General features: G+C 69.0%; 16 protein-coding genes. All 16 read left to right on the forward strand.

Annotation, left to right across the window (positions count from 1 at the left end):
- Positions 1-165 precede the first annotated feature (165 nt).
- Positions 166-1,302 carry an LCP family protein gene (locus QNO09_RS24540; protein ID WP_283972402.1) on the forward strand — a complete coding sequence of 379 codons (1,137 nt, stop codon included), beginning with the start codon at positions 166-168 and terminating at the stop codon, positions 1,300-1,302.
- Between the two features lie 196 nt (positions 1,303-1,498).
- Entirely contained in the window at positions 1,499-1,720 is a 222-nt protein-coding gene (gene rpmE / locus QNO09_RS24545) for a 50S ribosomal protein L31 (protein WP_031140670.1), read from the forward strand.
- Between the two features lie 108 nt (positions 1,721-1,828).
- Positions 1,829-2,905 carry a peptide chain release factor 1 gene (gene prfA, locus QNO09_RS24550; RefSeq protein WP_062929083.1) on the forward strand — a complete coding sequence of 359 codons (1,077 nt, stop codon included), beginning with the start codon at positions 1,829-1,831 and terminating at the stop codon, positions 2,903-2,905.
- 39 nt (positions 2,906-2,944) lie between these two features.
- Positions 2,945-3,790 (forward strand): peptide chain release factor N(5)-glutamine methyltransferase, encoded by an 846-nt coding sequence (prmC, locus tag QNO09_RS24555; RefSeq protein WP_283972403.1) that lies wholly within the window; start codon positions 2,945-2,947, stop codon positions 3,788-3,790.
- 70 nt (positions 3,791-3,860) lie between these two features.
- Positions 3,861-4,508, forward strand: coding sequence for an L-threonylcarbamoyladenylate synthase (locus QNO09_RS24560; RefSeq protein WP_283972404.1), 648 nt, complete (start codon positions 3,861-3,863; stop codon positions 4,506-4,508).
- Positions 4,505-5,185: an arsenate reductase/protein-tyrosine-phosphatase family protein gene (locus tag QNO09_RS24565; protein WP_283972405.1), complete on the forward strand. Its 681-nt coding sequence runs from the start codon at positions 4,505-4,507 to the stop codon at positions 5,183-5,185. The genes QNO09_RS24560 and QNO09_RS24565 overlap by 4 nt, the downstream gene beginning before the upstream one ends.
- Before the next feature lie 68 nt (positions 5,186-5,253).
- On the forward strand, positions 5,254-6,492 hold the full coding sequence (gene glyA, locus QNO09_RS24570; RefSeq protein ID WP_283972406.1) for a serine hydroxymethyltransferase: 1,239 nt from the start codon (positions 5,254-5,256) through the stop codon (positions 6,490-6,492).
- Between the two features lie 129 nt (positions 6,493-6,621).
- Positions 6,622-7,965 carry an MraY family glycosyltransferase gene (locus QNO09_RS24575; protein WP_283972407.1) on the forward strand — a complete coding sequence of 448 codons (1,344 nt, stop codon included), beginning with the start codon at positions 6,622-6,624 and terminating at the stop codon, positions 7,963-7,965.
- Positions 7,966-8,262: 297 nt separating this feature from the next.
- Complete coding sequence (locus tag QNO09_RS24580; protein WP_283972408.1) at positions 8,263-8,700, forward strand: Cg1360 family ATP-synthase-associated protein; 438 nt, start codon at positions 8,263-8,265, stop codon at positions 8,698-8,700.
- Between the two features lie 225 nt (positions 8,701-8,925).
- Entirely contained in the window at positions 8,926-9,744 is an 819-nt protein-coding gene (atpB, locus tag QNO09_RS24585; RefSeq protein ID WP_502962342.1) for a F0F1 ATP synthase subunit A, read from the forward strand.
- 78 nt (positions 9,745-9,822) lie between these two features.
- Positions 9,823-10,059, forward strand: a complete 237-nt coding sequence (locus QNO09_RS24590; protein WP_010040161.1) for an ATP synthase subunit C-like protein — start codon at positions 9,823-9,825, stop codon at positions 10,057-10,059.
- 39 nt (positions 10,060-10,098) lie between these two features.
- Positions 10,099-10,647, forward strand: a complete 549-nt coding sequence (locus QNO09_RS24595; protein ID WP_030246436.1) for a F0F1 ATP synthase subunit B — start codon at positions 10,099-10,101, stop codon at positions 10,645-10,647.
- Complete coding sequence (locus QNO09_RS24600) at positions 10,644-11,459, forward strand: F0F1 ATP synthase subunit delta (protein ID WP_283972409.1); 816 nt, start codon at positions 10,644-10,646, stop codon at positions 11,457-11,459. The genes QNO09_RS24595 and QNO09_RS24600 overlap by 4 nt, the downstream gene beginning before the upstream one ends.
- Positions 11,460-11,585: 126 nt before the next feature.
- Positions 11,586-13,175, forward strand: coding sequence for a F0F1 ATP synthase subunit alpha (gene atpA / locus QNO09_RS24605; RefSeq protein WP_283972410.1), 1,590 nt, complete (start codon positions 11,586-11,588; stop codon positions 13,173-13,175).
- Positions 13,176-13,195: 20 nt separating this feature from the next.
- On the forward strand, positions 13,196-14,113 hold the full coding sequence (locus QNO09_RS24610) for a F0F1 ATP synthase subunit gamma (RefSeq protein WP_283972411.1): 918 nt from the start codon (positions 13,196-13,198) through the stop codon (positions 14,111-14,113).
- Positions 14,114-15,550, forward strand: a complete 1,437-nt coding sequence (gene atpD, locus QNO09_RS24615; protein WP_283972412.1) for a F0F1 ATP synthase subunit beta — start codon at positions 14,114-14,116, stop codon at positions 15,548-15,550. It begins immediately after the preceding gene.
- Positions 15,551-15,592 lie beyond the last annotated feature (42 nt).

Consider the following 15,592-nt stretch of genomic DNA (forward strand, 5'->3'; position numbering starts at 1 on the left):
ACTGTGCCCACCGTTCCACACGGTGGGCACAGTGCGTCGTGCAACCCTTCCCCGGGTTTCGCCGTCTGACCAGGCGGAGCGACGATAGTGCGAGGAAGGGTCTTCTCCGGCCGCGTCTGGCACTGAGCGCAGGGGGTAACCGACCTTAGAAGAGCTGAGGAGTCCATGTCTGCCGAGAGCACGCCGGGTCCGGGCATACCGGGCGACACCGGCACCGACGGAGCACGTCACCGCGGCAAGGGCCGGCGCCGCAAGTCCCAGAAGCGTCACAAGGGCTTGATGATCACGGCGTGGACCGCCGCGGGCATCGTCGTGCTGGGCGGCGTCGGGGCCGGGTACATGTACTTCGCGCTCAACGACAACCTCAAGAGCGTCGACATCGACCAGGCCCTCGGCACGGACCGGCCCAAGAAGGCCGACAACGGCTCCGAGAACATCCTCGTCCTGGGCTCCGACACCCGCGCCGGCGGCAACAAGAAGCTCGGCGGCGGCACCGACGACGGCAGCGCCCGTTCCGACACGGCGATGATCGTGCACGTCTACGAGGGCCACAAGAAGGCCAGCGTGGTCTCCATCCCGCGCGACACCCTCATCGACCGCCCCTCGTGCACGGACACCAAGGGCGACGAGCACCCCGCCGCCCGCAGCGTGATGTTCAACTCCGCGTACACCACCGGCGGGGCGGCCTGCGCCGTGAAGACCGTCGAGTCGATCACCGGCCTGCGCATGGACCACTATCTGGAGGTCGACTTCTCCGGCTTCCAGAAACTCATCGACGACCTCGGCGGCGTCGAGATCACCACCACCAAGAGCATCGACGACCCCGACAGCCATCTGAAGCTGAAGGCCGGCACCCACACGCTGGACGGCAAGCAGGCCCTCGGCCTGGTCCGCACCAGACACGGCGTCGGCGACGGCTCCGACCTGGGCCGCATCCAGCTCCAGCAGGCCTTCATCAAGGCCCTGGTCCACCAGATCAAGGACGTCGGCGTCTTCTCGAACCCGAAGAAGCTGCTCGACCTCGCGGAAACCGCGACCAAGGCCGTGACGACCGACTCCGACCTCGGTTCGGTCAACAAGCTCGCCTCCTTCGCCCACGGCCTCCAGGGCATCAGCCCGTCCGACCTGCACATGATCACGATGCCGGTGGCCTACGACCCGGCCGACCCCAACCGCGTCCTGCTCCGGGAGAAGAAGGCCGACCGGATCTGGCAGGCGCTGGAGCACGACAGGCCGATCCCGAAGTCGGCGACGTCCGGATCGGCCACGGGCGAAGCCAAGGGCGTCGTCAGCGCCCCGTAGGGGCCGCGGGGCCGTATCGATGTGCGGCTCCGCCGCGTGGGCGCGACCGGCCCCGTGCGGCCCGCGGGGAACAAACACCGGCAACCCCCGGTTTTGGGAGTAGGCCCCAGTCCTGGCAGACTGGTACGTCGGCTCCGGTTCACGCTCCCGCATCCCGCGGCGGCGACCCGGCGCCCTCCCGAACCTAGGAGACACCTTGAAGCGCGACATCCACCCCGAGTACGTCGAGACGCAGGTCAGCTGCACCTGTGGCGCGTCGTTCACCACTCGCAGCACCATCGAGTCCGGCGCCATCCGCGCCGATGTCTGCTCCGAGTGCCACCCGTTCTACACGGGCAAGCAGAAGATCCTCGACACCGGTGGCCGTGTGGCCCGCTTCGAGGCCCGCTTCGGCAAGGCCGCCGGCTCCAAGAAGTAGCGAGCCTCAATTCGCCGGTCCACGGACGCGCCCCCTCCACCGGGCGCTCCGGGACCGGCGTTTTTGGTCGCCCGCCCTTCACCCCCCGTCCGTTCACAGGAGCCCAAGATGTTCGAGGCCGTCGAGGAACTCGTCGCCGAGCACGCCGACCTGGAGAAGAAGCTCGCCGATCCGTCGGTCCACTCCGACCAGGCCAACGCGCGCAAGCTGAACAAGCGTTACGCCGAGCTCACCCCGATCGTCGCCACGTACCGCTCCTGGAAGCAGACCGGCGACGACATCGAGACCGCGCGCGAACTGGGCGCCGACGACCCGGAGTTCGCCGCCGAGGTCAAGGAGCTGGAGAAGGCCCGCGAGGAGCTGACGGAGAAGCTGCGGCTTCTCCTCGTCCCGCGTGACCCCAGCGACGACAAGGACGTCATCCTCGAGATCAAGGCGGGCGCGGGCGGCGACGAGTCGGCGCTGTTCGCCGGCGACCTGCTGCGCATGTACCTGCGGTACGCCGAGCGCGTCGGCTGGAAGACCGAGATCATCGACGCCACCGAGTCCGAGCTCGGCGGCTACAAGGACGTCCAGGTCGCCGTGAAGACCAAGGGCGGCCAGGGTGCCACCGAGCCCGGCCAGGGCGTCTGGGCGCGGATGAAGTACGAGGGCGGCGTGCACCGCGTGCAGCGCGTGCCCGCGACGGAGTCCCAGGGCCGTATCCACACCTCCGCGGCCGGTGTGCTCGTCACGCCCGAGGCCGAGGAGGTCGACGTCGAGATCAACCCCAACGACCTGCGCATCGACGTCTACCGGTCCTCCGGGCCTGGCGGGCAGTCCGTCAACACCACCGACTCCGCCGTGCGCATCACGCACATCCCCACCGGAGTCGTCGCCTCCTGCCAGAACGAGAAGAGCCAGCTGCAGAACAAGGAGCAGGCACTGCGTATCCTGCGCTCCAGGCTGCTCGCGGCGGCGCAGGAGGAGGCCGAGAGGGAGGCTGCCGACGCCCGCCGCAGCCAGGTCCGCACCGTCGACCGCTCCGAGAAGATCCGCACGTACAACTACCCGGAGAACCGCATCTCGGACCACCGCGTCGGCTTCAAGGCGTACAACCTGGACCAGGTCCTGGACGGCGACCTCGACGCGGTCATCCAGGCCTGCGTCGACGCGGACTCGGCTGCGAAGCTGGCGGCTGCGTAAGGCACGCACGAGCACGTACGAGTAATACGGAGGACTTGCGTGAACCTGCTGCTCGCGGAGGTGGCCCAGGCCACCCAGCGGCTCGCCGACGCCGGCGTGCCCTCGCCGCGCACCGACGCGGAGGAGCTCGCCGCGTTCGTGCACGGCGTCAAGCGCGGCGAGCTGCACTCCGTCAAGGACTCCGACTTCGACGCCCGCTACTGGGAGGTCATCGCCCGCCGTGAGGCCCGCGAACCGCTCCAGCACATCACCGGGCGCGCCTACTTCCGCTACCTGGAACTCCAGGTCGGACCCGGGGTGTTCGTGCCGCGGCCCGAGACGGAGTCCGTGGTCGGCTGGGCCATAGACGCCGTACGGGCGATGGACGTCGTCGAGCCGTGCATCGTCGACCTGTGCACCGGTTCCGGCGCCATCGCGCTCGCCCTGGCCCAGGAGGTGCCGCGCTCGCGCGTGCACGCCGTGGAGCTGTCCGAGGACGCCCTCAGATGGACCCGCAAGAACGTCGAGGGGTCCAGGGTCGACCTGCGGCAGGGCAACGCCCTGACGGCCTTCCCGGACCTGGACGGCCAGGTCGACCTGGTCATCACCAACCCGCCGTACATCCCGCTCACCGAGTGGGAGTACGTCGCCCCCGAGGCCCGGGACTACGACCCCGGCATGGCCCTGTTCTCCGGCGAGGACGGCCTCGACCTGATCCGCGGCCTGGAGCGCACCGCGCACCGGCTGCTGCGCCCCGGTGGCGTCGTGGTGGTGGAGCACGCCGACACCCAGGGCGGCCAGGTTCCGTGGATCTTCGCCGAGGACCGCGGCTGGACCGACGCCGCGGACCACCCGGACCTGAACAACCGCCCGCGTTTCGCCACGGCCCGCAAGGCCCTGCCGTGAGCACCCCGCGCACCCCGCGGTCCCCGCGGACTTCATCCCAGCAGCACGTGTACGAGGAGGCCAGCTAAAGATGGCACGGCGATACGACACCAACGACGCGACCGACCGTGTGACCGGTCTGCGCGAGGCAGCGTCCGCCGTCCGCCGTGGCGAGCTCGTGGTGCTGCCGACGGACACGGTGTACGGCATCGGCGCCGACGCGTTCTCCTCGGAGGCGGTCGCCGACCTGCTGGACGCGAAGGGCCGTGGCCGCAACATGCCCACCCCCGTCCTCATCGGCTCCCCGAACACGCTGCACGGCCTCGTCACGGACTTCTCCGAGCTGGCCTGGGAACTGGTCGACGCCTTCTGGCCGGGCGCCCTGACACTCGTCGCCCGGCACCAGCCGTCCCTCCAGTGGGACCTCGGGGACACCCGGGGCACGGTCGCCGTGCGCATGCCGCTGCACCCCGTCGCCATCGAGCTGCTCACCGAGGTCGGCCCCATGGCCGTGTCCTCCGCCAACCTCACCGGCCACCCGGCGCCGGAGAACTGCGACGCCGCGCAGGAGATGCTGGGCGACTCCGTCTCCGTCTACCTCGACGGCGGTCCGACCCCCGGCATCGTGCCGTCGTCGATCGTCGACGTGACCCGTGAGGTGCCGCTGCTGCTGCGCGCGGGCGCCCTCTCGGCGGACGAGCTGCGAAAGGTCGTACCCGACCTCGAGGTGGCGAATTGACGGCCCCTGGATCGGGGCGTGGCATAGGCAACGGGGAAAGCGCGGCGGAGATCACGACGACCTTCGTGGGACTTCCGCGCGACAGCTTCCGCATCCTCCACGTCAGCACCGGCAACGTGTGCCGCTCACCCATCACCGAGCGGCTGACCCGCCATTTCGTCGCGGAGCGCCTCGGCATCCTCGGCGGTGGGCTCATCGTGGAGAGCGCGGGCACCTGGGGCCACGAGGGCGCGTCCATGGAGGCCCACGCGGAGACGGTCCTGGCCGACTTCGGCGCGGACGCCTCCGGCTTCACCGGGCGCGAGCTCCTCGACGAGCACGTGATCCGCGCCGACCTGGTGCTGACCGCCACCCGGGACCACCGGGCGCAGGTCATCTCCATGGGGCACTCGGCGGGTCTACGCACCTTCACGCTCAAGGAGTTCACCCGTCTGGTCAAGGCCATCGACCCGGCGACCCTGCCGCCGCTGGAGGACGGCGTGGTCGCCCGCGCGCGTGCGCTGGTCCGCGCCGCGGCCGCTCTACGCGGGTGGCTCCTGGCGCCGACCGCCGAGGCCGACGAGGTCTACGACCCGTACGGCGCCCCCCTGACGTTCTTCCGGTCGATCGGGGACGAGATACACCAGGCACTCGATCCGGTCGTCACGGCCCTCACGGGCGTCCCCGCACGGACGTAACGACCGAGCGCCGCGAACGCCCCGGGCCTACATTGGTCGTACGTCACCGTCGACGCCCGGAGCCCACCATGACGGTCACCCCTGCCATCGAGGCCGACGTCCTGCGCCGCCAGGACCCCGAGCTCGCCGACCTCCTGCTCGCGGAGCGGGAGCGGCAGTCGACCACGCTCCAGCTGATCGCCGCCGAGAACTTCTGCTCCCCGGCCGTGCTGGCCGCCCTCGGCTCACCGCTGGCCAACAAGTACGCCGAGGGCTACCCCGGGGCGCGGCACCACGGCGGCTGCGAGATCGTCGACGTCGCCGAACGCGTCGCCGTCGAGCGGGCCATGGCCCTGTTCGGCGCCGACCACGCCAACGTCCAGGCGCACTCGGGCTCTTCGGCGGTGCTGGCCGCCTACGCCGCCCTCCTGCGCCCCGGTGACACCGTCCTCGCGCTCGGCCTGCCCCACGGCGGGCATCTCACCCACGGCTCGCCCGTCAACTTCTCCGGCCGCTGGTTCGACTTCGTCGGATACGGCGTGGACGCCGAGTCCGGGCTCATCGACCACGAGCAGGTGCGCACCCTGGCCCGCACGCGCCGGCCCAAGGCGATCGTGTGCGGCTCGATCGCCTACCCGCGCCACCTCGACCACGCCTTCTTCCGCGAGGTCGCCGACGAGGTGGGCGCGTACCTCATCGCGGACGCCGCGCACCCCCTCGGGCTCGTCGCCGGGGGAGCGGCCCCCAATCCGGTCCCGTACGCGGACATCGTCTGCGGGACCACCCACAAGGTGCTGCGGGGACCGCGCGGCGGCCTGCTCCTGTGCCGCGCGGAGCTGGCCGAGCGGGTCGACCGGGCCGTGTTCCCTTTCACACAGGGCGGCGCGCAGATGCACACCATCGCCGCCAAGGCGGTCGCGTTCGGGGAGGCGGCAACACCGGCGTTCGCCGCGTACGCCCATCAGGTGGTGGCGAACGCGCGGGTGCTGGCGGCCCGGCTGGCCGCCGAGGGACTGGTCGTCACCACCGGTGGCACGGACACCCACCTGATCACCGCCGACCCGGCGCCGCTCGGCGTCGACGGACGCACCGCCCGGGGCCGTCTCGCCGCGGCAGGCCTGGTCATGGACTGCTGTGCCCTGCCGCACGGCGACGCCCGGGGACTGCGGCTCGGCACGGCCGCGATCACCACGCAGGGCATGGGCGAGGCGGAGATGGTGCGGATCGCCGGGCTGCTCGCCGGGGTGCTCCGGGGCGTGACGGAGCCCTCGAGAGCGCGTGAAGATGTGCGGGAGCTGGCCGGTCGATTTCCGCCGTATCCCGCTTGAGTCGGGGTAAGCGCATCAGGGTGCACAGCTGAACGTGCAACCATCGTCGCTACCCGGAAGTCCCCACTCATATGCGCGCATCGCTAGGGTGTGGGGCTGAGATGGCCAGCGAGACCTGTGGGGAAGCCCGTGCGTGAATACCTCCTGACGCTCTGCGTCACGGCCGCGGTGACGTATCTGCTGACAGGGCCGGTACGGAAGTTCGCGATCGTGGCCGGAGCGATGCCGGAGATCCGGGCACGCGACGTGCACCGCGAGCCCACTCCGCGCCTCGGCGGTATCGCGATGTTCTTCGGTCTGTGCGCGGGCCTGCTGGTCGCCGACCACCTGACCAACCTCAACCAGGTCTTCGAGACGTCGAACGAACCCCGGGCCCTGCTGTCCGGGGCGGCCCTGATCTGGCTGATCGGTGTGCTGGACGACAAGTTCGAGATCGACGCCCTGATCAAGCTGGGCGGCCAGATGATCGCCGCGGGCGTGATGGTCGTGCAGGGTCTGACGATCCTGTGGCTGCCGATCCCGGGTGTCGGTTCGGTCGCGCTCACCCAGTGGCAGGGCACCCTGCTCACGGTCGCGCTGGTCGTCATCACCATCAACGCGGTCAACTTCGTCGACGGCCTGGACGGCCTCGCGGCCGGCATGGTCTGCATCGCGGCCACGGCGTTCTTCCTGTACGCCTACCGCATCTGGTACTCGTACGGCATCGAGGCCGCCGCCCCGGCCACCCTCTTCGCGGCGATCCTGATGGGCATGTGCCTGGGCTTCATGCCGCACAACATGCACCCGGCGCGGATCTTCATGGGCGACTCGGGCTCGATGCTGATCGGCCTGGTCCTGGCCGCGGGCGCGATCTCCGTCACCGGGCAGGTGGACCCCGATGCGCTGAAGCTGTTCGCCGGTTCCGAGAAGGAGGCGGTGCACCAGACGGTGCCGGTCTACATCCCGCTGCTGTTGCCGCTGACGATCATCGCGGTGCCGGCCGCCGACCTGATCCTGGCGATCGTGCGGCGCACCTGGCGCGGCCAGTCCCCGTTCGCCGCCGACCGCGGCCACCTGCACCACCGGCTGCTGGAGATCGGCCACTCGCACAGCCGCGCGGTGCTGATCATGTACTTCTGGTCGGCGCTGATCGCCTTCGGCGCGCTCGCCTACTCGGTCAACTCGGCATCGATGTGGATCGTGCTCGGTGTCGTGCTCCTCAGCGCGATCGGTCTCCTGCTGCTTCTGCTGCCGCGCTTCCGGCCGCGCGCCCCGCGCTGGATGGAGCGTTTCGTGCCGCCGCGCTACCGGCGCCGCGGAGCGGTCGCGGCCCTCTCCCTCGAGGCGTCGACGCCCGCCACCCCGGCCGACCAGTCCGCAGCCGGCTCCGAGGACCGCACTCCCGTGGTGTCCGGGGTCTCCGGCGTCAACGGGGCGACCGCCATCGGCCCCCGTTCGCGCATGGCCGACCGGCGCAAGGCGGGGACAAGGTAAGAATCTGACGAGAGCATTGCCAAGTCGTGGGCTGGTGATGGGGGTGCGAAGTGCCCCAATACCAGACATGTCGGCGAGATTCCCGCTCAGACGCGCGGGTTCACTCTCATGTGTGACGGTCCGCACACCTCCAGGTAAAGACTGCATCAAATAGTTTGTGATACGGTTCACGAGAACCCCCGGATAGAGCCGAAGGACCGCAGTGCGACGGTCCATTGGCGTGAGGACTCCACTCAGCCCGGGACTACGCTCGTCCATGACGACACCCCTGCCCCCTGCGAAAGCGGAGTTGCCGCCATGCCGTCCAATGACGCCCGGAACCTCTTGCAGTGCGCTGTGCCCACAGCCGCTGCCGGTGCCGTTGTGGTCGCCGTCAGTGGCGTGGTGGCCGGAGGCAAGGGAGCTGTCGGAGCCGCCGTCGGCGCTGTGCTGGCCATCCTCTTCATGGGAATCGGTCTGTACGTCCTCCAGTGGACGGCAAAAACGCTCCCGCAGTTGTTCCAGGCCATGGGGCTGATGCTCTACGTCGCCCAGTTGCTGCTTCTCCTGATCTTCGTCGCCCTCTTCAAGGACACCTCTCTCTTCAACGCGAAGACGTTCGCCCTCGGGCTCGTCATCGCGACCGTCGTGTGGATGGCCGCGCAAGCTCGTGCGCACATGAAGGCCAAGATCTTCTACATCGACCCGGACTCCGAGGAGAGCGAGAAGCCCGCGAAGACCGGGTCGTCGTCGTGACGAGTAGGGGCGCGATAAAGGGCAGTAGGAACTCCTGCTATCGTCCGGTGCCAACTGCGGCATCGCGGGCGCGGGCACCTGAGCTGACGCCTGCTCGAACGCGAGGCTCGATGCCCCTCAGCCGCCCTCACATCCGTAACACCAGTCCGGTGCCGATCCGCGGCTGCGCGCCGCGCCGACACAACGAGGTTGCCGTACACATGCGTCACGCCGAAGGAGCCCGCGGTGAGTGCTGACCAGACCCAGCTCGCCTTTGACTGGAGCTGTCGGATCATGTCCGACAACGGGTGTGGTTTTCCGGCTCCGGGCCTGCACTCGTTCCTCTTCAAGCCGATCGCCACGGTCGGGGGGTACGAGTTCAACAAGGTGATGCTGCTCGCCATCATCACCACCGTTCTTGTCATCGGCTTCTTCTGGGCGGCCTTCGGCAAGGCCAAGGTGGTGCCGGGCAAGCTGCAGATGGTCGGCGAGGCCGGCTACGACTTCGTCCGCCGCGGCATCGTCTACGAGACCCTCGGAAAGAAGGAGGGCGAGAAGTATGTCCCCCTGATGGTCTCGCTGTTCTTCTTCATCTGGATCATGAACATCTGGTCCGTGATCCCGCTGGCACAGTTCCCGGTGTCGTCGGTCATCGCGTACCCGGCGGTTCTCGCCGCGGTCGTCTACGTCACCTGGGTCTCGCTGACCTTCAAGCGCCACGGCTTCGTCGGGTTCTTCAAGAACATCACCGGCTACGACAAGTCGCTCGGCCCGGTGCTGCCGCTCGTGATGGTCATCGAGTTCTTCTCGAACCTGCTCGTCCGGCCGTTCACTCACGCCGTCCGACTGTTCGCGAACATGTTCGCCGGTCACCTGATGCTGGTCATGTTCACCGTCGCCTCCTGGTACCTGCTCAACAGCTGGATGATCCCGGCGGCCGGTATCTCCTTCGCGATGACCATGGCCATGATCGTCTTCGAGCTTTTCGTGCAGGCCGTCCAGGCGTACGTCTTCGTACTCCTCGCCTGCACGTACATCCAGGGCGCTCTGGCCGAGCACCACTGAGCCCCTGCCGCCCCGCAAGTCCCAAGAACGTCCGGTGGCCAACCCCCGCCGGTCCGTGAAAGAGAAGGAAGAAACAGCATGGCTGCCACTGAGACCCTCGCCGCTGTCTCCGGTTCGCTCGGCTCCATCGGCTACGGCCTCTCCGCCATCGGCCCCGGCATCGGCGTCGGCATCATCTTCGGTAACGGCACCCAGGCCCTGGCCCGTCAGCCCGAGGCCGCCGGTCTGATCCGTGCCAACCAGATCCTGGGCTTCGCCTTCTGTGAGGCGCTCGCCCTCATCGGCATCGTTATGCCGTTCGTGTTCGGTCAGTAATTTCCTGCTCACCGACACGTTTCGACGAAAGGCACTGATGTGATCGCCAACCTGGTGCAGCTGGCGGCCGAGGAAGAGCAGAACCCGCTCGTTCCTCCGGGCCCCGAGCTGCTCGTCGGCACCATCGCCTTCGCCATCGTGTTCTTCTTCTTCTGGAAGAAGCTGCTTCCGAACATCAACAAGGTTCTGGAGGAGCGCCGCGCGGCGATCGAAGGCGGTATCGAAGAGGCCGAGACCATGAAGGTCGAGGCCCAGAGCGTCCTTGAGCAGTACAAGGCACAGCTCGCCGAGGCCCGGCACGAGGCCGCGCGTCTGCGCCAGGAGGCGCAGGAGCAGGGTGCCGCCCTCATCGCCGAGATGCGGGCCGAGGGCCAGCGGCAGCGCGAGGAGATCGTCGCCGCCGGTCACGCCCAGATCGAGGCCGACCGCAAGGCCGCTTCCTCCGCGCTGCGCCAGGACGTCGGCAAGCTCGCCACCGACCTGGCCGGCAAGCTCGTCGGCGAGTCCCTCGAGGACCACGCCCGCCAGAGCCGTGTCATCGACCGGTTCCTCGACGAGCTCGAGGAGAAGGCCGAGGCCGGACGATGAACGGAGCGAGCCGCGAGGCCCTGGCAGCCGCACGCGAGCGTCTCGACGCGCTGACGGACTCGACGTCCGTGAACGCGGGCTCGCTCGCCGACGAGCTGGCCGCCGTCACCGCGCTGCTCCACCGCGAGGTGTCGCTGCGTCGGGTCCTCACCGACCCGGCGCAGGCCGGAGAGGCCAAGGCCGAACTGGCCCGGCGTCTGCTCGGCACCCAGGTCAGCGGTCCGGCCGCCGACCTGGTGGCGGGCATGGTGCGCTCCCGCTGGTCGCAGTCGCGCGACCTGGTGGACGCGCTGGAGCAGCTGGCCGACACCGCCGACCTCACCGCCGCGCAGCAGGCCGGCAAGCTCGACGACGTCGAGGACGAGCTGTTCCGGTTCGGCCGGATCGTCTCCGGCAGCACCGAGCTGCGGGCCGCGCTGACCGACCGCAAGGCCACCACCTCCGCCAAGGGCGAGCTGCTGCGCAGCCTGCTCGGCGGCAGGGCGCAGCCGGCCACCGAGCGTCTGGTCACGCGCCTTGTGACCGCGCCGCGGGGACGTAGCCTGGAGTCGGGACTCGAGTCCCTGTCCAAGCTGGCCGCCGATCGCCGGGACCGCATGGTGGCGATCGTCACCTCGGCGGTACCGCTGAGCGACCCGCAGAAGCAGCGCCTGGGCGCCGCCCTCGCGAAGCTCTACGGCCGCACGATGCACCTCAACCTGGACGTGGACCCCGAGGTCCTCGGCGGAATGCGGGTGCAGGTCGGCGACGAGGTGATCAACGGCTCCCTCGCGGACCGCATCGAGGACGCCAGCCGCCGGCTCGCCGGCTGAGCAGCAACTCAATAGGCACAACGTACTTACGACGGCCCTGGTTGGGCCGTGCAGAAGAATCCTGGGGGTCGCCCCCAGACCCCCAAAGTGAAACTTCGGGCCCAACAAGGAGAGCAGGGAACCCAGATGGCGGAGCTCACGATCCGGCCGGAGGAGATCCGGGACGCGCTGGAGAACTTCGTCCAGGCGTACAAGCCGGACGCGGCCTCGCGCGAGGAGGTCGGTACGGTCACCTTCGCCGGCGACGGTATCGCGAAGGTCGAGGGTCTGCCCTCGGTCATGGCCAACGAGCTGCTGAAGTTCGAGGACGGCAGCCTCGGTCTCGCCCTCAACCTCGAGGAGCGCGAGATCGGCTGCGTCGTCCTCGGCGAGTTCAGCGGCATCGAGGAGGGTCAGCCGGTCTCCCGCACCGGTGAGGTTCTCTCCGTCGCGGTGGGCGAGGGTTACCTCGGCCGCGTGGTCGACCCCCTCGGCAACCCGATCGACGGTCTCGGCGAGATCGAGACCGAAGACCGTCGCGCCCTGGAGCTGCAGGCCCCGGGCGTCATGGTCCGCAAGTCGGTGCACGAGCCGATGGAGACGGGCTACAAGGCCGTCGACGCGATGACCCCGATCGGCCGTGGTCAGCGTCAGCTGATCATCGGTGACCGCCAGACCGGCAAGACCGCCCTGGCCGTCGACACGATCATCAACCAGCGCGACAACTGGCGCTCGGGCGACCCGAACAAGCAGGTCCGCTGCATCTACGTCGCCATCGGCCAGAAGGGCTCCACCATCGCCGGTGTGCGCGGCGCTCTGGAGGAGGCCGGCGCGCTGGAGTACACGACCATCGTCGCCGCCCCGGCGTCCGACCCGGCCGGCTTCAAGTACCTGGCGCCGTACACCGGTTCGGCCATCGGACAGCACTGGATGTACCAGGGCAAGCACGTCCTGATCATCTTCGACGACCTGTCGAAGCAGGCCGACGCCTACCGTGCCGTGTCGCTGCTGCTGCGCCGCCCGCCGGGCCGTGAGGCCTACCCGGGTGACGTCTTCTACCTGCACTCCCGCCTGCTGGAGCGCTGCGCGAAGCTCTCCGACGAGATGGGCGCCGGCTCGATGACCGGTCTGCCGATCGTCGAGACCAAGGCCAATGACGTCTCGGCGTTCATCCCGACCAACGTCATCTCCATCACCGACGGCCAGTGCTTCCTGGAGTCGGACCTGTTCAACGCCGGTCAGCGCCCCGCGCTGAACGTCGGTATCTCCGTCTCCCGAGTCGGTGGTTCCGCGCAGCACAAGGCGATGAAGCAGGTCTCCGGCCGTCTGCGCGTGGACCTCGCCCAGTTCCGTGAGCTGGAGGCGTTCGCCGCCTTCGGTTCCGACCTGGACGCCGCGTCCAAGGCGCAGCTGGAGCGTGGTCAGCGCATGGTCGAGCTGCTGAAGCAGCCGCAGTACCAGCCGATGGCCACCGAGGACCAGGTCGTCTCCGTCTGGGCCGGCACCACCGGCAAGATGGACGACGTCCCCGTCGCCGACATCCGCCGCTTCGAGAAGGAGCTGCTGGACTACCTGCACCGCAAGGAGCAGGGTCTGATGACCTCCATCCGCGAGGGCGGCAAGATGTCCGACGACACCCTTCAGGCCGTCGCCGAGGCCATCGTCGAGTTCAAGAAGCAGTTCGAGACCTCCGACGGCAAGCTGCTCGGCGAGGACGCCCCGGCTGCCGGCAAGTGACGACGGAAGGGACCTGACTCATGGGAGCCCAGCTCCGGGTCTACAAGCGTCGCATCCGATCCGTCACCGCGACCAAGAAGATCACCAAGGCGATGGAGATGATCGCCGCCTCGCGCGTCGTCAAGGCGCAGCGCAAGGTGGCGGCCTCCACCCCGTACGCGACCGAGCTCACCCGTGCGGTCACGGCGGTCGCCACCGGCTCTAACACCAAGCACCCGCTGACGACGGAGGCGGAGAACCCGACCCGTGCCGCGGTCCTGCTCCTCACGAGCGACCGTGGTCTGGCCGGCGCCTTCAACTCCAACGCCATCAAGGCCGCGGAGCGGCTCACGGCGAAGCTGGAGGCCGAGGGCAAGGAGGTCGTCAGCTACATCGTCGGCCGCCGCGGTGTCGCCCACTACAACTTCCGCGAGCGCAAGATCGCGGAGACGTTCACGGGCTTCACCGACGAGCCGTCGTACGCGGACGCCAAGAAGGTCGCGGCACCGTTGATCGAGGCCATCGAGACGGAGACGGCGGAGGGCGGCGTGGACGAGCTCCACATCGTCTACACCGAGTTCGTGTCGATGATGACGCAGACGGCGACCGAGGCGCGGCTGCTGCCGCTCAGCCTCGACGAGGTCGCGGCGGAGGCGGCGCCCAAGGGCGAGATCCTCCCGCTGTTCGACTTCGAGCCGTCGGCGGAGGACGTCCTCGACGCCCTGCTGCCGCGCTACGTCGAGAGCCGCATCTACAACGCGCTGCTCCAGTCGGCCGCCTCCAAGCACGCCGCCACGCGGCGCGCGATGAAGTCGGCCACCGACAACGCCGGAGAGCTCATCGAGACGCTCACCCGGCTTGCCAACCAGGCCCGCCAGGCCGAAATCACCCAGGAAATCAGCGAGATCGTCGGTGGCGCGAGTGCCCTGGCCGACGCGACCGCGGGGAGTGACCGATAAATGACCACCACTGTTGAGACGGCCACGGCGACGGGCCGCGTCGCGCGGGTCATCGGCCCGGTCGTCGACGTGGAGTTCCCCGTCGACGCGATGCCGGAGATCTACAACGCCCTGCACGTCGAGGTCGCGGACCCGGCGCTGGCGGGCGAGAAGAAGACGCTGACCCTGGAGGTCGCCCAGCACCTGGGTGACGGCCTGGTCCGCGCCATCTCCATGCAGCCCACCGACGGCCTGGTCCGCCAGGCCCCGGTGACCGACACCGGTGCGGGCATCACCGTCCCGGTCGGCGACTTCACCAAGGGCAAGGTGTTCAACACCCTCGGTGAGGTGCTGAACAGCGACGAGGTCCACGAGGGCGAGCGCTGGTCCATCCACCGCAAGGCCCCCGCGTTCGACCAGCTCGAGTCGAAGACCGAGATGTTCGAGACGGGCCTGAAGGTCGTCGACCTGCTCACCCCGTACGTCAAGGGCGGCAAGATCGGTCTGTTCGGTGGTGCCGGTGTCGGCAAGACCGTGCTGATCCAGGAAATGATCATGCGTGTCGCCAACCTCCACGAGGGCGTCTCCGTCTTCGCGGGCGTCGGCGAGCGCACCCGTGAGGGCAACGACCTCATCGCGGAGATGGAAGAGTCCGGCGTTCTGGACAAGACCGCCCTGGTCTTCGGCCAGATGGACGAGCCCCCGGGCACCCGTCTGCGCGTGGCCCTGGCCGGCCTGACGATGGCGGAGTACTTCCGCGACGTCCAGAAGCAGGACGTGCTGTTCTTCATCGACAACATCTTCCGCTTCACCCAGGCCGGTTCCGAGGTGTCGACCCTGCTCGGCCGTATGCCCTCCGCGGTGGGCTACCAGCCGAACCTGGCCGACGAGATGGGCACCCTCCAGGAGCGCATCACCTCGACCCGTGGTCACTCGATCACCTCGATGCAGGCGATCTACGTCCCCGCGGACGACCTGACCGACCCGGCCCCGGCCACCACCTTCGCCCACCTCGACGCGACGACGGTGCTGTCCCGTCCGATCTCCGAGAAGGGCATCTACCCGGCCGTGGACCCGCTGGACTCGACGTCCCGCATCCTCGACCCGCGGTACATCTCGGCGGACCACTACAACGCCGCGATGCGCGTGAAGAGCGTCCTGCAGAAGTACAAGGACCTGCAGGACATCATCGCGATCCTCGGTATCGACGAGCTCGGCGAGGAGGACAAGCTCGTCGTCCACCGTGCCCGTCGCGTGGAGCGCTTCCTGTCCCAGAACACCCACGCCGCCAAGCAGTTCACCGGCGTGGACGGTTCGGACGTGCCGCTGGACGAGTCGATCGCCGCGTTCAACGCGATCTGCGACGGCGAGTACGACCACTTCCCGGAGCAGGCGTTCTTCATGTGCGGTGGTCTCGAGGACCTGAAGAAGAACGCGAAGGAGCTCGGCGTCTCCTGAGCCTCGCGCTCGTCATGAGGGGGCGGGGTTCGTCCCGCCCCC

This window comes from Streptomyces sp. 378 (assembly GCF_030124145.1).
Taxonomy (GTDB): Bacteria; Actinomycetota; Actinomycetes; order Streptomycetales; family Streptomycetaceae; genus Streptomyces.